General features: G+C 60.6%; 25 protein-coding genes and 1 other RNA gene. 6 read left to right on the forward strand and 20 right to left on the reverse strand.

All coding sequences use genetic code 11. The features are described from left to right. Nucleotides 1-55: 55 nt before the first annotated feature. From BLR80_RS06465 to BLR80_RS06485, 5 genes are read right to left on the reverse strand one after another with little or no spacing between them, the layout of a single operon-like run. Nucleotides 56-1408 (reverse strand): AAA family ATPase, encoded by a 1353-nt coding sequence (locus BLR80_RS06465; RefSeq protein WP_092077551.1) that lies wholly within the window; start codon nucleotides 1406-1408, stop codon nucleotides 56-58. 51 nt (nucleotides 1409-1459) lie between these two features. After that, the gene (locus tag BLR80_RS06470) at nucleotides 1460-3523 is read right to left on the reverse strand and encodes an AAA family ATPase (RefSeq protein WP_092077554.1); all 2064 of its coding nucleotides are present in this window, start codon (nucleotides 3521-3523) and stop codon (nucleotides 1460-1462) included. A 27-nt stretch (nucleotides 3524-3550) separates the two neighbouring features. Continuing rightward, on the reverse strand, nucleotides 3551-4114 hold the full coding sequence (locus tag BLR80_RS06475; protein WP_092077557.1) for a nucleoside triphosphate pyrophosphohydrolase family protein: 564 nt from the start codon (nucleotides 4112-4114) through the stop codon (nucleotides 3551-3553). Between the two features lie 48 nt (nucleotides 4115-4162). Beyond that, entirely contained in the window at nucleotides 4163-4900 is a 738-nt protein-coding gene (locus BLR80_RS06480) for a hypothetical protein (protein WP_092077561.1), read from the reverse strand. Further along, nucleotides 4893-5234, reverse strand: a complete 342-nt coding sequence (locus BLR80_RS06485; protein ID WP_143012092.1) for a hypothetical protein — start codon at nucleotides 5232-5234, stop codon at nucleotides 4893-4895. Before BLR80_RS06485 ends, BLR80_RS06480 begins: the two co-directional genes overlap by 8 nt. A 58-nt stretch (nucleotides 5235-5292) precedes the next feature. On the opposite strand from BLR80_RS06485, the gene BLR80_RS06490 reads away from it, so the two are divergent. After that, a complete protein-coding gene (locus tag BLR80_RS06490) occupies nucleotides 5293-5607 on the forward strand; it encodes a type II toxin-antitoxin system RelE/ParE family toxin (RefSeq protein WP_092077567.1) in 315 nt (104 codons plus the stop codon). Continuing rightward, the gene (locus BLR80_RS06495) at nucleotides 5597-5875 is read left to right on the forward strand and encodes an addiction module antidote protein (protein ID WP_092077798.1); all 279 of its coding nucleotides are present in this window, start codon (nucleotides 5597-5599) and stop codon (nucleotides 5873-5875) included. Before BLR80_RS06490 ends, BLR80_RS06495 begins: the two co-directional genes overlap by 11 nt. A 60-nt stretch (nucleotides 5876-5935) precedes the next feature. Here the strand turns inward: BLR80_RS06495 and BLR80_RS06500 are convergent, their stop codons facing one another. From BLR80_RS06500 to BLR80_RS06540, 9 genes are all read right to left on the reverse strand, one after another. Next, a complete protein-coding gene (locus BLR80_RS06500; protein WP_092077570.1) occupies nucleotides 5936-7603 on the reverse strand; it encodes a DEAD/DEAH box helicase in 1668 nt (555 codons plus the stop codon). Next, nucleotides 7600-8025, reverse strand: a complete 426-nt coding sequence (locus BLR80_RS06505; RefSeq protein ID WP_092077572.1) for a hypothetical protein — start codon at nucleotides 8023-8025, stop codon at nucleotides 7600-7602. The genes BLR80_RS06500 and BLR80_RS06505 overlap by 4 nt, the downstream gene beginning before the upstream one ends. Further along, the gene (locus BLR80_RS06510; RefSeq protein ID WP_092077575.1) at nucleotides 8022-8330 is read right to left on the reverse strand and encodes a hypothetical protein; all 309 of its coding nucleotides are present in this window, start codon (nucleotides 8328-8330) and stop codon (nucleotides 8022-8024) included. Before BLR80_RS06510 ends, BLR80_RS06505 begins: the two co-directional genes overlap by 4 nt. A 71-nt stretch (nucleotides 8331-8401) precedes the next feature. Next, nucleotides 8402-9082: a hypothetical protein gene (locus BLR80_RS06515; protein WP_092077578.1), complete on the reverse strand. Its 681-nt coding sequence runs from the start codon at nucleotides 9080-9082 to the stop codon at nucleotides 8402-8404. Beyond that, nucleotides 9079-9942, reverse strand: a complete 864-nt coding sequence (locus BLR80_RS06520) for an ATP-binding protein (RefSeq protein WP_092077581.1) — start codon at nucleotides 9940-9942, stop codon at nucleotides 9079-9081. The genes BLR80_RS06515 and BLR80_RS06520 overlap by 4 nt, the downstream gene beginning before the upstream one ends. Nucleotides 9943-9957: 15 nt before the next feature. Continuing rightward, nucleotides 9958-10779 (reverse strand): hypothetical protein, encoded by an 822-nt coding sequence (locus BLR80_RS06525; protein WP_092077584.1) that lies wholly within the window; start codon nucleotides 10777-10779, stop codon nucleotides 9958-9960. Between the two features lie 17 nt (nucleotides 10780-10796). Next, nucleotides 10797-11621 (reverse strand): ParB/RepB/Spo0J family partition protein, encoded by an 825-nt coding sequence (locus BLR80_RS06530; protein WP_092077586.1) that lies wholly within the window; start codon nucleotides 11619-11621, stop codon nucleotides 10797-10799. A 2-nt stretch (nucleotides 11622-11623) separates the two neighbouring features. Then, nucleotides 11624-12064, reverse strand: a complete 441-nt coding sequence (locus BLR80_RS06535; RefSeq protein WP_092077589.1) for a hypothetical protein — start codon at nucleotides 12062-12064, stop codon at nucleotides 11624-11626. 136 nt (nucleotides 12065-12200) lie between these two features. Next, entirely contained in the window at nucleotides 12201-12608 is a 408-nt protein-coding gene (locus BLR80_RS06540; RefSeq protein ID WP_092077591.1) for a hypothetical protein, read from the reverse strand. Nucleotides 12609-12788: 180 nt separating this feature from the next. On the opposite strand from BLR80_RS06540, the gene BLR80_RS06545 reads away from it, so the two are divergent. The 4 genes from BLR80_RS06545 to BLR80_RS06555 all read left to right on the forward strand — a co-directional run bounded on the left by BLR80_RS06545 (nucleotide 12789) and on the right by BLR80_RS06555 (nucleotide 14729). Then, entirely contained in the window at nucleotides 12789-12995 is a 207-nt protein-coding gene (locus BLR80_RS06545) for a hypothetical protein (protein ID WP_092077594.1), read from the forward strand. Continuing rightward, on the forward strand, nucleotides 12992-13156 hold the full coding sequence (locus BLR80_RS12910; protein ID WP_171906347.1) for a hypothetical protein: 165 nt from the start codon (nucleotides 12992-12994) through the stop codon (nucleotides 13154-13156). The genes BLR80_RS06545 and BLR80_RS12910 overlap by 4 nt, the downstream gene beginning before the upstream one ends. Further along, entirely contained in the window at nucleotides 13153-13479 is a 327-nt protein-coding gene (locus tag BLR80_RS06550; protein WP_092077597.1) for a hypothetical protein, read from the forward strand. The genes BLR80_RS12910 and BLR80_RS06550 overlap by 4 nt, the downstream gene beginning before the upstream one ends. A gap of 83 nt (nucleotides 13480-13562) precedes the next feature. Further along, nucleotides 13563-14729 carry a tyrosine-type recombinase/integrase gene (locus BLR80_RS06555; protein ID WP_171906348.1) on the forward strand — a complete coding sequence of 389 codons (1167 nt, stop codon included), beginning with the start codon at nucleotides 13563-13565 and terminating at the stop codon, nucleotides 14727-14729. Between the two features lie 122 nt (nucleotides 14730-14851). On the opposite strand, the gene ssrA is transcribed toward BLR80_RS06555, so the two are convergent. From ssrA to panB, 6 genes are all read right to left on the reverse strand, one after another. Beyond that, nucleotides 14852-15209: a transfer-messenger RNA gene (ssrA, locus tag BLR80_RS06560) on the reverse strand. 73 nt (nucleotides 15210-15282) lie between these two features. Further along, entirely contained in the window at nucleotides 15283-15741 is a 459-nt protein-coding gene (gene smpB / locus BLR80_RS06565; protein ID WP_092077603.1) for an SsrA-binding protein SmpB, read from the reverse strand. A gap of 6 nt (nucleotides 15742-15747) precedes the next feature. Further along, a complete protein-coding gene (locus tag BLR80_RS06570) occupies nucleotides 15748-16266 on the reverse strand; it encodes a SoxR reducing system RseC family protein (protein ID WP_092077606.1) in 519 nt (172 codons plus the stop codon). Nucleotides 16267-16301: 35 nt separating this feature from the next. Beyond that, nucleotides 16302-17597 carry an amidohydrolase family protein gene (locus BLR80_RS06575; protein WP_092077610.1) on the reverse strand — a complete coding sequence of 432 codons (1296 nt, stop codon included), beginning with the start codon at nucleotides 17595-17597 and terminating at the stop codon, nucleotides 16302-16304. Beyond that, a complete protein-coding gene (gene panC / locus BLR80_RS06580) occupies nucleotides 17594-18451 on the reverse strand; it encodes a pantoate--beta-alanine ligase (protein ID WP_092077612.1) in 858 nt (285 codons plus the stop codon). Before panC ends, BLR80_RS06575 begins: the two co-directional genes overlap by 4 nt. Before the next feature lie 32 nt (nucleotides 18452-18483). Then, nucleotides 18484-19287 (reverse strand): 3-methyl-2-oxobutanoate hydroxymethyltransferase, encoded by an 804-nt coding sequence (gene panB / locus BLR80_RS06585; RefSeq protein ID WP_092077615.1) that lies wholly within the window; start codon nucleotides 19285-19287, stop codon nucleotides 18484-18486. Nucleotides 19288-19327: the final 40 nt, after the last annotated feature.

Genomic DNA, 19327 nt, shown 5'->3' on the forward strand with positions numbered 1-19327 from the left:
GTTTTTAAAAGGTTCGTCTGTGCAGTGTGCAGTGCACAGTCGTCAAACTGCACAGTCAACTGCACAGACGATTTCGGGGGAAAACGTATGTTTTCGAGCCGCGTGCCCCACCCTCGATTTCAACGATCAGGCCGCAATCGCGGGCGTCGAGAATCCTGCCAATTGCCGCGCGCTGCTGGATTCCGCCCTCTTCCGCCACCATCAAACCGAACGTCCTCTGCCCCTCGATCCGTCCACCGGCCTGCGTCAGAACATCGACCACGCATTGCAGCCGTTCATCCTCGACCCTGGCGGCCTTGTGCTCAGTCAGCTCGAACGATAGACCCATCGTCCTGGTGATATAGAAGGGATCCGCCTGCTCGAAGTTGCGGGCCTTGTCGTGGATAACCCTGATCCGGGCCTCGCCGTCCTCAACGCGGTCCAACTCCAGTTCAAGAGCGTTCGCCGCCCAGTCCCGAATCGCTCCCGCACCTCGGGTTTTCCCACTGCCCTTCGTGGTGTGGTGGGTAACAACCACGGTCACGCCGGTATCGGCCAGCGCCGCCATGAACGCGTCCAGGACGCGCCGCATCTGCGTGTTGTCGTTTTCGTTGACGGGATTGAACGAGATCAAAGGGTCGATGAACAGAACGTCGGCGCCGGACCACCGAATGGCCCTCACGATCTCCGCATGGAACGCTGGATCGTCCAGCTTCCCAACCACCCGGCATTTGGCATCGTCATACGGCGCACCCAGCATAAAAACACGGTCGTTCGCCAGCTCCGGGTTGTCCGTCAGGAGTCGGCCCAGCCGGTCCCGTTGCGCGAAACCATCGACCTCCGCCTGAACGATAAGCGAGACGGCGGGGCGCGGCACCCTGTAGCCCCACAGCGGGCCGCCGCTCGCCAGAACGTGCGCCAGATAGTTGACCAGCAGGCTCTTGCCGATACCGGCCGGGCCGGAAATCAGCAGGGACTCACCCCGGCCCAGCAGCCCGTCGATGATCGGCTCCGGCGACTCCCTGTCCATTTGCAAAAGGCTGCTGACGTTGATCGGGGAAAAGCTCGGCGCCTGCCAGATCCGCCGCGGGATGTAGGGATCATAGACGTATGACATCGCCGCCTCGGCCCGAAGCGTCCTCAGTACCGATATCGCCTCCTCGCTCTGGACGACGCCGATATAATGGCCGTCGCCGTCGTTGGCGTAGCCTTCCCGCCAATCTTCCGACATGCCGAAAAAGATATTCCGGCAGCCTTTTTCAAACCCATCGAAAAAGATGAAATTCGGGTACTCCTCGCGGTGCTCGGCAATCCGCGTCAGCTGCTTGTTCTCGCCGAAGCAATCCAGGGAAACGCCCTTCGGCACCTCGTTTTCCGCCGCGAACGCTTCCATTTTCTCCTGGTTCCAGAACACTAAAACCTTACTCATGGCTGCTTTCCTTTCCGTTGTTGGTGGTGTTTTGTCGAGGCTTCGGCCACCCTAAAAAGGTATTGCCACCAGGACGATTCTCGGTCGCCCAATGGCGGAATCGCTCGCCTCGACTTCATATAATCTTTTCTCATTGATCAGTTTTTCAATCATCCACTCCATGTCGACCGCCCGCCGGAAACCGGGAAACTTGTCTTTCATTTCCCTGGCAATCCCGTCTCCCGCGCCGCCCTTGACCAGGTCCAGCCGGGTATATTGCCGGGGGTCCAGCGTGATCTTCTCGATCAGGGCCGCCGCCATCTTTTCTTTGTGTTCCCTGCCCGGCTCGGTGTATTCCAGCACGCCACCCTCGCCCCGGCGGAAGCAGATCACCCCCGGCAGATCGGCCGCGTAGTTGGACTTTGGCGCGTCGAACAGGACATACTCGCGTGCCCGCTCAACGCCCAGCCTGGCCGCCATTTTGTCGTCCATGCGCACCAGCCCGCCCTGCCAGCGACACCCGTCCACAATGGCGGAACTGCCCCGACTCATGTTCTGGCTGATCTTCCCGGCACTGTCCTTGCTGGTGTGGTGACTGAAAAGGATGGTCAGGCCATGACGCTTCGCCAGGCCCTCAAGCGCCTGGATCCATTGCGTCGCATGTTCGCTGTTGTTTTCGTCCAGGCCGTAGAAGCGGGATTTCGGGTCGATGATCAGCAGTTCCAGCCCCGGATGATTCTTGATGGTCTGCTCCAGCCAGAAATAGGTGTCGGCCAAAACCGGCAACGATCCGTCCAGTCGCATCAGCGGCCCCAGCTCGCCATAAACGGAGGCCGCGTGCAGCTGCTCGGGAAACTGGCCGTGGCCGATATCCCACAACCGCCGGTCCAGCTCGTCCTGCGTGTCCTCGCCGACGATGACCAGGGTCTTGACGGGCGACGGCGCCCGGATCGGCCCGAAGTTGCCGCCCGCGGCCCCCGCCATCGCCAGCGACAGCAGGAAGAAGGTTTTGCCGGTCCCGCCCGTGGCCGTAAGCACCCCGATCACGCCGCGCGGGATCAAGCCCTGGTCGTTGAATTTAAAAATAAATTCGAGGGGTTTTGGCCTAAACTTCAAGCGGTTTCCAACTTGCGAACCGGCCGGGGACAACGGCGGCAGCCGCCCCCGCTCACCCGGATTTTTAATCTGCAGCGCAACGGTATCGTTACCGGCCACCGCCGCCAGATCATTGAAGTCCGACCATTTCAGGGCCTGGTCGTCGCCGCCCGGAATGCCGTCGAAACAAGGGAACACCAGCGTTGCCCCCGTGGCCTTGGCTGCCTCGCCCGCCTTGGTGATCCCGGGGTTTCCCGCCGTGAATCGGTCGTTGTCCGCGCAAATGGTCAAAGGGGTAGTGGGGCAGCGCTCCCGGAACGATCGCGCCACGGGCGGCAGATTCCCGGCGTTGAACGCGCAAATCACCGTTGCCCCCGTGGCCGCGTGAATGCTCGCTCCCGTCGCCACGCCCTCGCAGAGCATGACCCGCCCGTCGCCCGGAATGGTGAACGACAGCCCCTCGACACGGCCGCCGAACAGAAACTTCTTCTCCCCGCCCGGCTTGATGAACTGGACGTTGTGAATCGCTCCGTCGGCGTCGCGCAGGGGCGCTATCAAGTCACCCCGGCCCGTTTTCAGATCGCGACACGCCACGCCCTTTTTAACCAGATAGGGATGATCCGGCGCGGCCGGCTCCGCCCGGTCCCAGATCTCGCCCGCCTTGACCCTGGCCTCGGCCTGCAGCCGGGCCTCTTCCTCCTCCCGCTGCTTTTTGGCCCGCTCCACCGTGCGCCGGTATTCCTCCGCCTGCGCGTCGGTCAGCTCGCCGGGCCCAAACTGACACCAGTTTTGCTTGTCACCGGATTTCCAGCTGCCGAACGCGCCGGCCGACACCTCACCAAGAAAAAAAACGTACCAGCCGGCCTTGTCGCCCCGTTTGTCGATGTCAAACCGGACCAGCCGGCCGCTGGGGTCGATGCTGTCGGGGGCAAGGCCATACTCCGCCATCGCGCCCCGGAAGGCCTCGACCGGATCATCGGGAACGGCCGGCGGCCGGTAGTATTCCCTGCGCTGTTGTGACGCCACTGAAAGGTCAATCATAGGGTGTCCCGTCCTGGGAATGTGGCGTCAGAGCGAGGCTGATGGATCGCCGCTGGTGGCCCTTCCCCGACTCGCCGCGGCGCTGAACGCCTCCGGATACCGCCGCCACAGCTTCTCGACGTTGGCGTCCAGCACCCGCAAAAAATCGCCCCCTGCCGCCTCGCACATGGCGGACAGAACCCGCAGCAGGTAGCCGACGGCCGTCCGTAGCGTATCGCCCCGGCCGGCTGGGCCAGGTAGGACGCAATGGAAGCAGAGCCGGATATTGTTGACCCCCGTCCAGGCGTCCAGGGCCAGCGCCTCCAGGTCCCGCTGCCGGCAGGACGACAGCCGCCAGCAACCGCCCAAATCGCCACACTCGGCCGTCGTGCAGATCGCCGCCAGATACCAGCAGCAATCCCCCACCTCCTCCGGCAGCTTGGCCAGGTCGTGGCCGTGGTAGAGGTGCTTTTTGATGACGTCGATCACCTCGCCCACCTCGCCCATGATGCCGAGCAGGTAATTGTTCAGCGGATTCTCGGTGTCCCGGTTCAGCGTCCGCGCCGCGTCTTTTTGGTACTGGTTCAGAATTTTCCTGACAGCGTTGTCCATGTCTTGCCCTTCCTTTTTCCCATTTGGGAATTCTGGGGCCAAAAAAAATCAGGCCAGCCCGTGGCATCGTTTCCGCCACGAGCACCACTTGCATTGATAAAAGTTGGGGTCTTGGCTCAGCCTCGGCAGCTGCTCCCCCGCCAGGCACGCCTGGAGGATCCGCCCCGCCTTGGCGTCCAGCGCGGCCACCGCCTGCGGGTTGTGGGGCACCGCCTCCCAGTAAATTTCCATCGTATCCGCATTGACCGCCGAAAATAGCGCCGGGTTTTCAGTCAGGCCGAACCGATCCATGTAAACCTGGCACTGTGCCCAATAAACGGGCTTCTCCTTGCGCAGCCCGTGGGAAGAGAGCGCCCGCCAGTCATCGGCCTTGATGCACTTGTTCTCCCACAAGCGGGGGAACGGCCCAAACGACTCCGGCCCGCCGGTCAGTATCCCGTCGCAATGGCCCTGGAACAGCCCGTCGAAGTCTGAAAAACCGAACTGCCCGCCGCCCTCGTCCTCGATCAGGATCGTCACCCCCGCCAGTTGCAGCCACCGCACCACCGCCGCCTCGGCCCAGTGCCCCCGCTCAAAAACCCGCAGGATCCGGCCTGGAAAATCCTTCTCCGGATCCTTCGGCGTGGCGAAAACTTCATACTGCAGCTGCCGCTCGCACTCCACGCCCAGGCGGGAGCCACCCAGGTAGCGCCGGGCCTCCTGCTGGTCGCGTTCGGCCTCCAGCGCCGCATCGATGATCGGGTTCAGGCGGCCTGAAAGCATTTTTTTGGATGTCAGGTCAATCACGGGCTCCTCCCTTCGGCCGTGCCCCCAACCCGCGCCGGTCGGGAACATATCGCGCCACAATCTCCTCCGGCGCTCCCAACTCGGCCAGCGTCTGCCGCAGTGACCGGCCCCCAGGCGTCCACCAGCGATATTGCGGATGACAGTCTGCCGGAAAGATCAGTTCTCCCCTCTCAATCCGTGGCGGCTGCCAGCCATCCACCGGCACCGCGTCCGACGGGCACGACAGCACCGCCTCACACAGGTAGATGACCTCCTCATGCGTCATGCTGAAGAACGATTTGTCCATCAACCGGCGCGCCATGAGCTTTTCAGCGAGACTTGGCAGATCGATCACGGCTTCCTGACCTTCCTTTTTTGCTTGCAATCTGTATCCTCTGAGATACGCTAGCGGCATGAATTATCTCCTGCGCAGCACCAGACAATTTGATAAATGGTTTTCCGGCATAAAAGACCGGCAGTGCCGCGCAAGAATCGCCCAGCGGATCGACGCCATGACCGTTGGGTCGTTCGGCGACCACAAACAAATCGGTGACGGTCTTTTTGAACTGCGGCTGTTTTTCGGCCCTGGGTTTCGCGTGTATTACACGGTGCGTGGGCGCGAAATCATTTTTCTGCTGGCCGGTGGCGATAAATCGACGCAGAAAAAAGATATTGCTCTGGCACAGCAGCTTTTGAACCAGATGGAGGACTGCAATGATGGCCCTTGAAACACGACCCTTCGACATTGCCGAACACCTGGAGACCGAGGAAGATATCCGCGAGTTTCTCAAAGCCGCGGCGGAGGACGGCTCCCCGGACGTGTTTATCCACGCTCTGAATACAGCCGCCCGCGCCATGGGCATGACAGAGGTGGCGAAAAAAGCCGGTGTCACCCGCGCCAGCCTGTACAAATCGCTGGCCGAGGGTGGTAATCCGCGCTTTGACACCATTGTCAAGGTGACGGAAGCGCTGGGCTGCAAGCTCAAGGTGGCTTGAACGATTTGTCGGTTCACAGCACCCCCACGCCCGCCGTGGCGGCCAGGGCTTTCAGGCCGGTCATGCCGCCACCCCCATGACCCGCTCGATTGTCTGCCGGTTGAAGTTGAACGTCAGGTGCGCCGCCGCCTCGATCTTGGAATAATGGCCACCCGCGTAGCCAAACCGCCCCAGCGTCTGCTCCTGTTTCTGGCTCGCCGGGTGGCCCATCCAGCCCGCCGCCTTCTTCGCGCTGCGGCTCGTTTCGTTGGCCCGCATGAAGTCATCCGCCGATGCCACCGCGCCCACCCGGTTGGCAATGGTCAGCAACTGCGCCTCGCGCCCCTGGCCGCCGATGGCGAACCAGTTCTCACCGTCAACAGAAGTGACCGCCGCCCAGCTATCGAACCCCGTCGCCACCAGCACCCGGTCGGAGTCGAACAGCGAAATCCAGCGGAACGGCGAGTTGTTGAGCAGGTCAATCTCGATCAGCCGCAACTCCTCCAGCTCGTTATAAAAACCGCCCTCGGTCAATTCGACCTTGAACTCGTACCCGCACAGCGGACACTCCCTGACCTGGACCGGCAACTCGGCCTTGCACTCCGGGCAGCTCTTTTTCCTGGCCTCGCCCTTTTCGGCCGGGTCTTTCGCTTTCCCGAGCACCGCGTCAACGTTCAGGTCGCCGTGGGTCAGCAGGGAGATGCCGAAATCCAAAATCAGGCAATCGCGCTTCACCCGCCCCGGATACCGCCGGGGGTCGAGCTTGCGCAGGCCCCGGCCCGCCATCTGGATCATGGTGGACTTTTGGGAGCTGGTTCGCAGCAGCAGGATTGCCGAGCAAATTTGAGCGTCCCAGCCCTCGGTCAGAATCATCGGATTGCACAGCATGGGGATTTCGCCCCGGTCATAGGCCGCCAGAATCGCCCGGCGCTCTTTCGTCCCAAGCTCGCCGTGGACCGCCTCGGCCGCCACGCCCGCCACGCGAAACGCGTCCCGCATGTCCTCGGCGTGCTTGACCGTTGAGCAAAACGCCACGCTCGGCCGGTCGCTGGAGTGCTCCAGCCAGTAATCGACAATCTGCCGGTTGTGAATCGTGGTGTTCTGGATCGCCTCGACCTCGGCCATGTCGTAGTCGGCCGCCGACCTTTTCACCCGCCGCAGCTGGTCCTGCGTGCCGATGTCAATCACCCGGCCGACCGGCGGGACCAGATGCCCGGCCCGGACAAGCTCGGTTATCGTGATCGCGTCGGCCACGTTATCAAACGTCCCGGCCAGCCCCCGCCTGTCCGACCGCTCCGGCGTCGCCGTCACGCCAAAAACGGCAAGGTCGGGATTCAGCGCCCGCGCCCGATCGATTATCCGCTGGTAACTGTCGGCCGCGACGTGGTGCGCCTCGTCAATGACCAGCAGATCCAGGCGGGGCATGGAATCCAGCGCCGTGTCCCGGCACAGGGTCTGCACCATGCCGAACGTGGCCTGCCCCCGCCATGACTTTTGATCGGCGCAGTAGTAGGAAACGGGAAAATCCGGACAAACCTGGCGAAACGTCCGGCTATTCTGGCCGGTCAGCTCGTCGCGGTGCTGCAGGACCAGCACCCGCCCGCCGCCCGTCAGCCGCTCGCCCGCCACGGCCGAGAGCATGACCGTCTTGCCCGATCCGGTCGCGGATACCAGCAGGGTGTTGCCGTGTTTTTTGAGGGCGTCCAGGCAGTTTTTCACCGCCCGGCCCTGATACGGCCGCAGGATCATTTCAGCACCCCCTGCCGAATAAGGCTCAAGGTATTGCAGGCCGTGCGCTGGGAGCAGCCGAGTTGCTCGGCAATCTCCCGCGAGCGCATGTCGGGATGTTCCTTGACCATGTCCATGATCAACCGTGCGCATGTCCCGGCCTTCGGCCGCCTGATTCGCATCGATTGCCCCTGCCGTTTCAGCACCCCCTGCTGTTTCAGCACCCCCTGCTGTTTCGGCTGCGCCTGCTGTTTCGGCTGCGCCTGCTGTTTCGGCTTGTCGCGGTACTTGACGCAGGCGTTGCAGCACTCATGCAGCCCGCTTCTCCGCTTGGCCTCGCAGCTGGCCAGCCAGAAATTTGGCTCTCCCTCAAGGCCGGGGATCTCGGGACAATAGGTATCGGGCAGGCTCCAGCCCAACTTGCCGGTAGGGGTCGCCCTCATTGCCCGGCTCGCTCCATCCGCGCGATGTACTCGCAAACATCCAGCTGTACCGGCGCAACCTGCCCGCGAACATCCTCGTTGGCCGTGTCTTCCTCCTTCTTCCCCCTGAAAAAATCCTCGATCCCCCGCTCGCACTCCACCTGGACGGCCGCCAGCCGCCGCCGCAGCTCGGCGTTTTCCGCTGCCAGCTTGTTGACCAACTCGTGCAGGGCTTTGCGCCCATCCTTCAGCGCCGCGATGACGGAATCCTTGTCCTCGATGTTCTGCCGCTGCCAGTCAATAATCTGTTCCGCGTGGCTATTCATTGGTCCCTCTCCTCAAAAATTCCCCAGCGGCCCAAGGAGGAAGCCGCCGGGGCAAAGGTTGGTGCTGTCCGCTATTGCGCCCAGGCCGGCACGTTCTGTTTCTGCTTCGCCGGCGGTGCGTCGCTGTCGCCCGGTGGCGGCGCCTGCTGCCCCCATCCCGCCGGTGGGCCACTGGCCACGCTGCCCGCCCCGGCCGGTGCCCCCGCCGGAATCTCGGGCAGCGGCTCGTCGGTGATGACCTCGCCGCCGCCCATGACGGTTTTGAACTCCTCGTCCTTGACCGTCAGCACCTTGGCAATGTTGTTGTTGACGTACTGGTCGCCCGCCTTCGGCTTGTCGACCCCGACCTTGGCGGGGAACTCCAGCCCGTGCAGATCGAACCAGCTATTGATGTTCCGGTTGCCCGCCGGGTCGTCCGGATCGATGCCCCGCGCCGCCTCGATGATCGCCCGGCACCGGGCAAATCCGCCGTTGCAGACGCCTTCCTGGCCCTTGGTCAGCTGGATGGACTGCATGGCCGGGGGCAGGAAAATATTCTCCCAAATCCGCGAGCCCTCGAACCGGCCGGACACCACCGTGAACTCGCAGTCCAACCCCTTAAGCCCGCTGGAGCAGATCGTGACCGCCGCGTCTTGCGGGTCGGCTTTTTTCGGCTTGCGGATCTCCAGCCGCACCTTGACCAGGCTTTTGGGCGGGATCTGCCCCGCGCCGCCGTGCTCTTTCTGCTCTTGTGCTTCGCCCAGATTGATCATTTATCCTTCTCCTTTTCGGCTCCCTTTTGGGAAGTGGTGGACGTGTTTTTGACGCACTCCGGCACCGCATAGCGCCCGCCGGTGGCCTTGCTCAGCTCCCGGTGGAACGCCGCCCAGGTCTTGTCCTGGCCGATGTAGATTTCCGGCGGCAGCCCCCAGCGGTTTTTGGCCAGGTACGCGGGCCGCTCCTCGGTGTAGATCACCCGCTCGCCCGATCCCTCGCCGCGCTTGATTTCCTTGTTGAAGCCCACGTCGGCCGAGTGGATGCGCGTCTTGTAGTTGCAGAACAGCACCATGTCCGCCCACTCCTGCCAGAGGGCGAACGCGCCTCGGTGCAGCTTGATGCCGTAGCGGTCGAAGGGGTCCGTTTCCGGGCTGTCGTAGCGCTTGACCTCGGAGTGGGCCACCAGCACAACGGTCATGCCCTTGCGAAACCGCAGGGAGTCAAGCCCGCCCATCAGATAGCGCCACCAGTCGAGCGCCATGTGGTAGCCCTTGCCGAAGCCATAGTCCTCGATGTTCTTGACCTCGCGGCCCTTTTCGCTGTGCGGCATGGCCTCGATCTGCTTGACCCACACAATCGGTTCCAGCCAGTCGAGCGAGTCGAGGACCAGGGTTTTGAACAGGTGCTCGCCATGCAGCGCGGTAATGACCGCCTCCATGTCGGCGAACGTGGTGATCAGTTGCGGGAATGTCGGCACGTTAAGCGCGCCGGCACCATCCTCCGTGCGGGCGATGATCGGCGCCTCGAACGTCGCGCCGAAAGTCGTCTTACCCAAACCCTGGACCGAATAGACCAGGATCTTCTGTGCCTGCCAGTTGGCGTTGGCCGGCTTGATTGCGTCAAGGGTGAAGCTCATGGGAGTGTCTCCTTTTTAGATTGCCTTCGGTATTGCCGCACTTGAGTGATACTTCAATATCTTGATTTTTATCCCCTTTCTGGCGTTGTTCCAGGCCAGAAGACAGCGGTACAACACCTCTTTGTCGCTTGGCCTGCTCGTGCCCTTCGTGATCAAAAACTCCCTCAAGAGGTACTCGGGATCATCGCAATACAGCTTCTCCCCCGTTTTTACGTTTTCCCAGAAAACATAGGCAAAAGAATCGTCCTTCTCGAACGTTTCAAAAATGGCATGAACGACGGCGCCCCGCCTCAAGTGTGCAGATTTGCTCCAGGGCTCCAGAACCTCGGCCAAGAACTGCCCATGCTTGACAAACCTTTTCAGGAGTTCCGCTTTCTGGTTTTTCGTTGCCCTGTTTTGATACATTCCCAGCTTCATGGCGGCGCCCGTCACGACGAGCTGCACAATCCGCTCCTTCCACTCCAGGCCCAGGGCTTTCCCCTCCACAATGGAAACGTCCCGCAGGCTTCGAACAAGATTGTTGTCGTAGCGGCGGAACAGATCGCTAACGTCGTCCTTTGTTTCGCACTGGTACCAGGACACGACCGCCTCGATAGGTATGCCCGACCGCTCAACCGCTAAAATTGTGTGCTGCCCGTTCACCAGATATATTCTCCCGTCCAGCCTTGCGAGGCCAATATCGCCGGTCAGGAACGTGCCGCGCCTGATCTCGTCCGCCAGCATGTTGACATGGCTCTCCCGGACATTTCTTTGCCCATCAAAAATGTTGTGCTGCCGCAGCCTTTCCGCGTCGCAGGGCTCGATAAGCTCAAGTTCTCTTCTGGTTTTCTTGAACATCTCCTCCTCCTCTGTGATTACCTGTTGAGAAAAGTTAAAATCTCTTCAATGCTCTCAACCGCCGCGTATTTCGGCATGTCCGGCCAACCGTCCCGGTCTTGCGCCGCCAAAAAATTAAAAAGGTCTCTGTGCAACGACTGATATCTGACGGGGGAAATCAGCCGGAAGTGTTTTTCTTTCGGACTGGCCTTCCTGCCCTGCCGCGCAGCCGCCTCCACTGCCTTGACGCCCTTCGTCTCCTTGAAGGCTCCATTGACGGTCTTGTTCAACTTGGCCCGCAGCTCGTCGGCCTGCTCCACCTCCCCCCGCTCCTTCAGGGTGTCGATCACCTCAACCACCTGCGCCGCCTTCTCCGCCGTGCGCGGTTTAAGCCCCACCTTTTCGGCGGCAATGTCGCGGGCTCTGCCTTCGGGTTCTGAATAGGGCAAATTTGCCCCATTCAGACTTTGCGGCTGGTTCCTTAATGCGCTCTCAACCTGCCGTCCCTTCGCCCGCCCCGCCTCAATCTGTTTCAACCGGGCGAACTCCCGTGCCCGCACCTCGGTGGTCTTCTCGCGCTGGCGGTTGTTGTGAATCACCGCTTCCTCCTCATCGCGCAGGGTGCCAAAATCCACCACCAGCACCGGCACCTGCTGACCCGCCAGCTTGGCCGCGTGGCAGCGCCGGTGACCCGAAATGATCACCCCGTCCATCGTCACCAGCAGCGGCTCCATCACGCCCTGTTCCTTCACGCTTTGCACCAGCTCGGCGTCGGCCCCGTCGCCGTAAATCTCCGCGTTCAGTGGGTGCGGTTCCAGCGTTGCCGGGTCGCGCAGCTCGATCTCCATCTCAATCCGTTTCATGCCTATCCCCTCCACTCCAAGTCGAAGGTGATCTTCGGCGTCCCCGCCTTGACCTCCCGTGCCTCGGCAAAGATCGCTCGCACCGGCTCGGGGAAGAATTTGTAATCTTTTTCGGGAACGCTATACGTCGTCTTGCTTCTCATGTAGGCGTCCGGCTCGTCGCCATACTCGGCGATTCTCGCCCGGAGTGCCGCCAGTTTCTCCTGATCCCACACCACCCGCTTGTCAACGCAGTGCTTGACCATGACCCCCTGGACCAGCACGTCAACCGTCCCGGTGTCCTTGGCCGCCAGCCGCCGGGCCTCGGCAACCGGTCCGGCAATCTCGATCTTGATCGACTCCTCCACCTCGGTCAGCTGCTCAAGCACCGCTGCCGCCTGTGCGTTGATTTCGGCCAGCGTGGCGTTGATGGCGTCGCGCCGTTCAATCAATTTTTTCAGCATTGAAATCCCCTTTCCGTGACCCTGGTCACATCTTTTTAAAACGGTTTGCTGTAGGTTTATTCCAGCCAGCTCTCTGGCCACCTTTGAAATAGTCCCCCAAAGGTTCCCAAATGGGAACCTTTGGGCGTGGGACACACTACTCCCGCTTCATGGCGTCCTCCAAAAGTTTCTCAACGTCGATCCCGGCCCGACGCGCCCGCAAGATCTTCGCCCGCAGGGATTCGCTTTCGACCGCCGCGATGCCGTCGAGAAAGCTTTCCTCACGCTCACTCAAGCCGCCCTCCTTTGCCGCTTCTTGTCTCAGCTGCTCCACAGTCACAAACCCTTTCTCAATAAGCGCCAACAGATGTTTTTCCGACACGGCCCGGCCGTGTCGGGCGAAGCCTTTATACTCAGCCAGGCGGTTGGTTGGGACGCCGGTTTGCCGGGAAATTTCAATATCCGTCCAGCCCTTGTCGCTGTTCCAACGCTCCAGGCACTTGCCGACGGCCACGGTTATTTTTTGCAGGAGTTCGCGCTTCTCGTTCCGTCTCAGGATTTCCATTTCGTCCCTCTCCCCATTGGAAAATTAATCATCCAGCAAGCCGACTTTACACAGGCTCATTTTACCCTGTCAAGATAAATTCCCAAAAGTTTTCCCAAATGACTTCCCAAAATAATTATTGACTCTCTTGGCCTGGTGGGCTTAGGTTGGTTCCCAAATGGGAACCCGAGGGAGGAAGTCATGACGAATCGTCGTAAACACCTGAGGACATGTCGCCGCAAGAAGAAATACGGAACCGAGCAAGACGCCAAGGCGCGCGCCAGGGGGCTGTGGCGCCAGGGAATCAGGACGGTCACCTACCTCTGCCCTGTCTGTGGCGGCTGGCACCTCACACACGCCAAGGGCAGCCCCCTTTCGATTTTTCGTCAACTGGAGGACCAGCCATGAATCCGACGCGGTTCTTCGCCAATCTGTTGGTTTCAGCCCTGCCGGCGGATGCCTCCGACGATGCTGTCATCGGGGCGGCGCTGGCCGGGCTGGCGGTATTCGGAATCCTGCTTTGCCTGGCCGTTTATTCCGCGGTCAGGCTCCTGGAGGGCAAAAAATGAAAGCGAACATCAAGTTGTTTCGTGATGGTGACCAGATGGTCGGCAAGTTCCCGGCCTCACGGGCCGGGCTGAATGCTGCCCTGCGCGTGCTGCGGTGCCAGCCGGCCGCCATGATTGTCGAGGCGACAGACGGGGAGTGTTTCGCGCCGCTGTTCGTCGATCCGATCACGGTGAGAGACCTGCCCCCGGAGTTCCTGACGGCCCCAGCCCCGGCTATTTATGCCGAGCTGGCGGGCCTTCACCACAGGACGGTCGTAAGCTACGAGCACCTGTGGGCGGCGGAGGAGCAGCAGAGAGTTCAGAGGTCGACCAGGGCGCACTGATTCCCAAACGGGAACGCAACCTGGCGAAAAATAAAAGAAAATCGGACTTGCGAATGCAAACGGCCCTTGGTATGTCCCTTTGCATGAAGGGGACAATCACAACCCGGCAGCGGTGCCCGATCTGTGGGGCGAAATTCGTACACATTGAGGTACGCGCCGCTCTGCTCTGCCCCGATCACCCGGAGCTGCGGGCCTCAAAGTTCATCGTCCGTTTCCCGCCCGCCGTGTTTAAGAATTTCAACAGTTACGAACAGGCGGCCCGGTTTCTGACCGGCCTTCGGTACAAAACCGACGAGGGCACGTTCGATCAGCGCGACTACCAGAAAGACAAGCCGCTCAGTTTTACTACCCTGACCGAGCAATATCTCAACCGCAAGCGGTCGCTCAAGTCGTTCAAGGAGGTCCGGAATTACATCGGCAAGGCGCAAGACTATTTTCAGCAGAAAAACGTCAAGGAAATCAACGGCGCCGACATCGAGGACTTTCTTTTTTCGCTCCAGGGCATCAGCGAAAAAACCCGCCACAATTACAAATCCAGCCTGCACGACTTCTGGCAATTCCTGCTGCGCCGCAACGTGATCAACCTCGCCCAAGTGCCGACCTTCCCCCGGATCGAATACGAGCTGGCATACCGCAATTTCACGAGCTGGGAGGTGCAAAGCCAGATCCTCGATAAAATTTGCGAACTGGCCGACCCGATCAATCCTAAAATCGGTTTCGGCGTCGAGATGCTGGCCACCTATACCGCGCTGCGGCCCGACGACTTGCGCCGGGTCACGGAGGCGGATTTCGATCTGGAAAACAGCGTCCTGGTCATTCGCCGCCCCACCAAGCGCAAAAACCACATGAAAACCATCCGCCTGATACCGGAGCATGTCGAACGAGTCCGCCAGTTCAGGGCACAGTTCCCCGGCGTCGGCGAAGCCCCGTTCTTCCGGCACAGCGGCAACCTCCAGGGGTGCGCCGCCGGCTCCCCCTTCGGCCCGGCGTATTTTCGGAAATACTGGCACCGCGCATGTCAGACGCTGGGAATAAAGGGGCTCGACCTGTACGGAGGCACCCGGCACACCACTACCACGGAGCTGAGCCGGAACTACTCAACCGACATGGCACGCAAGGCCAGCGGCCACGAAACAAACAAAGCGTTTGATCGGTATTGCCAGGTCCAGGATTCAACGGCGCTCGAAGCGGCCCGGATCGTCGCCGGCCGGCGGGAGCGGGTCGTGGAGTTGAAGAAGGCGAAGAAATAGCAGGAAGGAATAGAGAGGAAAAAGCAAAAGCCCCGCATACAGACGGGGCTTTTGCTTTTGTGCGGGCTGCACGCCTGCACAGGGTTTGCACAGGGCTAAGACTAGCTAAGTATTTGAAATCATGGTGGAGGTGGCGGGAATCGAACCCGCGTCCGAAAATCTTTCACGCAAGGCGTCTACATGTGTAGTCTGTGTTTTGAATTTAGCTGGCAGCAGCCCCCACAGACAGGCTCTTGCAACCGGCGATTCCATTAAGGTCTTACTTTCGCGCCATGGACAAACCCGAAAGCCAGCCTGCTAAATGACGTCTACCGGAAGCCCGCAGGCGCGGCAACCAGAGACGTGGCGGCCCTTAGGCTGCCAGTGCGTACGAAACGTCAGAGTCGGCGTTTGTATGTGTGCCAGTTTTTTAACGAGGCCAACTGGCGTCCCCGACATGCTACCTTCGCTTCCAATCCCCGTCGAAACCAGGTCACCCCCTCGTATGTGATGTTAGTCAAATCTTGCGGCAATGTTGCTGGTTTTTTGTATTCTACATCAATGATTTATATCGTCAACCTTTACGATTTTCTTTAAGGATTTTTTCGATCTCTCGGCTGGCTTGTTTCTGCTTGAGACTTTCGCGTTTGTCGAAATGTTTCTTGCCCTTGCCAACACCGATTTCCAGTTTGACACGACCCTCCTTGAAATAGATCTTCGTGGCGATCAGGGTCAGACCTTTTTCCTCGGTCTTGCGGGTCAACCGGTCGATTTCATGCCGGTGCAGCAGGAGTTTACGCACCCGGGTCGGATCAGGATTTTCCCGATTGCCCTGCTCGTATGGACTGATGTTCATGTTGTTGATGAACAACTCGCCGTCCTTGATGCGGCAGAACGATTCCTTTAGATTGACATTGCCCTGCCGCAGGGATTTAACCTCGGTGCCAGTGAGTACTAAACCGGCTTCATAGGTCTCCTCGATAAAGTAATCGTGGTAGGCCTTTTTGTTGGTGGCAATGATCTTGATTCCCATGCGCAACTAGCCATCCTGCCTGGATGAGGTTTCCGGTGTAATTTCGATGATTTCAACAATACGGGCCAGAGCCGTCTGCACCACGGCCTGACGGCCGAAGCGGAAGACACCGAAGGTCCCGACCAAAAAGGTGGTGCCAATGAGCAATGCCAATAGCGCCGCCGGCACACCTACGGGCAGCAGACTGGCGATACCATAGCCGAGGGCGAGTCCAAGAGCAAGCATGATAAAAGCAACAATATAGAGCAGATTGCTGGAATCAAGCAGGCCGGCGCTGGTTTCAATCTCCAGGCGGACACGATCACCAACACGGGCCTGGGGCAAATTGTCGGCCAACAGTCGCCGTTGTCCGTCGCCACCGCCCTGACAGCAGTTGCCGGCCGCGCCACAGCCAGAGCAGCCTCCTCCAGCACAGGCCACCAGTGCCAGGCGTTTGGGCCGTAGTTCGATTACGGTGCCGGTTTCTGACAGGATTTTCTGTGGATGCAGCAGTTGTTGCCAATAAGTGGTCAGAACGGATTTCATCGGCGGTTCCCTGTTAACAACGGATGGTTGGTGTTTTAAGAAAGTGCTACCGGCTGCCCGTCGCGGTAGAGGGCGATCACCTCGTCGCCACGCTGTGGTTGACAGAGGAACTGGCCCAATTCCGCCAGCGGTGGCAACCGCTGAGGCCTCAGAACCTGAAATGAGGCGCGATAGCCGGGCGTTAGCTGGCCGATGTCGCGCAGTCCCAGCGCCTGGGCACCGCCCAGCGTGGCCATGCGCAGCAATCGTGGCGGGGTTAACACCTCGCCAAACTGCTGATGGCAAAAGGCAATCTCATCCCATAACGACAGCGAGCTGTTACTGGCCAGGCTGTCGGTCCCCAGTGCCAGGGGCACGCCCTGACGCACCAGTTCAGCAACTGGCGGTGTGCCGCAAGCCAGATAGGCATTCGAGCGGGCGCAAAGTACCAGGATTGCACCGGCCTCGGCAATGTGATGAATGTCTGGTGTGGTCAGATGTACGCCATGCACCAGCAGGCAGTCGGGTCGCAATCCGCCCGCCTGTTCGACGGCCTGTAATGGGCGCAGATGACGCGGCGGAGATAAGTGCTGTTGCCAGTGAACAAAGGGATACAGCTGGCTGGCCATGGGACCGCTGGAATTCTCCAGCAGGGCTACCTCGTCAGATGACTCGGCGACATGGATGGTGCAGGGCCATTGCCGGGCAGCGGCCTGGCGAAAACTAAGTCGCAGCAACTCATCGCTGAGGGTATAGGGGGCGTGCGGCGCGACGCCCCAGTGCTGCTGGGGCCAACGGAAAATGGCGTCTTCAAGGCGCTGGAGCTGGGCATGAACGGCGGCAGGATCCTGTCCGAGAATTTCAACGTAAACCCGCCCTGGCAGTAGCCGGGCGGCATCGTCCAGCAACTCCGGCGTTGTTACAATGTCTCCCAGATAACCGGTGCCGCTGGCTTGCGCTTGCTGCAGGCCGGAATGCCAGGAGCGGCGATAGATTTCCGCATCGCGCCCCAGAGTTTTTTTCAGGCGGATCAACTGCAGCAGCCAGGCGGTGAAGCCTTCGGGCGGAGCCTCTGGTGAAGCCTGCAGCGCGAAGTCGATATGGCGCTGCCACAGGGGATAGTCGGTCAGCTCCAGATGGGTATGGGCATTGACGAAACAGGGCAACACCAGGGCTTCGCCAAAGTCAGTCTGCAGCGCTCCGGGATAGCGAGCCAGCAATTCGGCCTGATTACCGACCGCAACAACCCGGCCTTGAGCCAGCGCTAACGCGCCCTGCTCCAGAGGCGGGGTAGCAATGGGCAGCAGGTAGCGGGCGCAGATCAGCTGGTCAACGCTGGGCTCAGAAGTCATGCCGGGAAAGGCTGCAGCAGTAGATGGTTATCGATCAGGCGAGTCGTGCCGAAATAGACCGCCAGCAGCAGCACCGATTGCGCGTCCACCTGGCTGACAGGTTGGAGCGTCTGTGCCTGACAGATTTCGCAGTAATCGATGCGTGCCGCGGGTTCCTGGCCAATGCGACGATGCACCAAATCGAGCAGAACGGCTGCATCGCGCTGGCCCTGGCGTGCCGCCGCACTGGCCTGACGCAATGCGTCGCTGAGGGAAAGGCCCTGCTGGCGCAGTTCGGCCGTCAGGTAGCTGTTGCGCGAGCTCATGGCCAAACCGTCTGATTCCCGGACAATGGGCATGCCGACGATTTCGATGGGCAGGTTCAGGTCGCTGGTCATCTGGCGGATCACGGCCAGCTGCTGAAAATCCTTCTGCCCGAACAGCGCCAGCTGCGGTTGTACAATGCCGAACAATTTGCTTACCACCGTGGTGACGCCGTCGAAGTGCCCGGCACGGCTGGCGCCGCACAGCCCTTCTGTCAGTCCGCTCAGGTGGACCTGGGTCGCGAAACCGGGCGGATACATCTGCGGCGCCGAGGGAGAAAAAATGACATCGACACCCGTGGGTTGAGCCAGGGTGCTGTCACGGTCCAGATCACGCGGATAACTGTCGAAGTCCTCACCGGCACCAAATTGGGTCGGGTTGACAAAAATGGACAGCACCAGCCGGTCAGCCCGCTGGCGGCCTGCACGCAGCAAGGACAGGTGCCCTTCGTGCAGATAGCCCATGGTGGGGACAAAGGCAATGGTTCGCCCCTGGCGCCGTTCGGCCAGGGACCATTGCTGCATCTGAAGCGGGCAACGAATGATTTCCATTTCAAGATACCGTAGAGTTGATGTGCTGTTGGTTAGTTGAAGCTGTGTTCGGCCGTGGGGAATTCGCCGGTCCGTACCTCGCGGATATAGGCGTCGACGCCTTCACGAATTAAAGGCGCGATATCGGCGTAACGTTTAACAAACTTGGGGGAGTACTTTTCACACAGACCGAGAATGTCATGAATCACCAGCACCTGGCCACTGCAGTCAACACCGGCACCGATGCCGATGGTGGGAATCGACAGCTCGGCGGTGATCTGGCGGGCCAGGGATGCCGGTATGCCCTCAAGAACCAGAGCGAAGGCACCGGCCTGCTCCACCGCTCGGGCATCAGCCAGCAGTTGGCGGGCCTGTTCATCCTTACGTCCCTGCACGCGATAACCGCCCATGCGATGAATGGATTGCGGCGTCAGGCCGATATGGCCCATCACCGGGATATCCATGCGAACGATGGCGGCAATGGTTTCGGCCATGGGTTCGCCCCCTTCGAGCTTAACGGCCTGGGCGCCGGCCTCCTTGACCAGCCGGCCGGCATTGCGGCAGGCTTCGGTGACATCGATCTGATAAGACAAAAACGGCAGGTCGGTCACCACCAGGGCCTGCCGCACAGCCCGCACCACCGCACGGGTATGGTAAACCATGTCGTCCATGGTGACGGGCAGGGTGTTGTCGTAGCCGGCTACTGTACTGCCGACCGAATCTCCCACCAGAACGATGTCGATACCAGCTTCGTCCATGATGCGGGCAAAGGGATAGTCATAGGCGGTCAGCACGGTGATTTTCTCACCCTGCAGATGCATCTTTTGAATTTCAGGAATGGTCATCGGTTTACGCATGGGCTTGCCTGTCAGCTGGGGCGCAGGGCGTGGCCGGCTT

This window comes from Desulfuromonas thiophila (assembly GCF_900101955.1).
Classification (GTDB): Bacteria; Desulfobacterota; Desulfuromonadia; order Desulfuromonadales; family Desulfuromonadaceae; genus Pseudodesulfuromonas; species Pseudodesulfuromonas thiophila.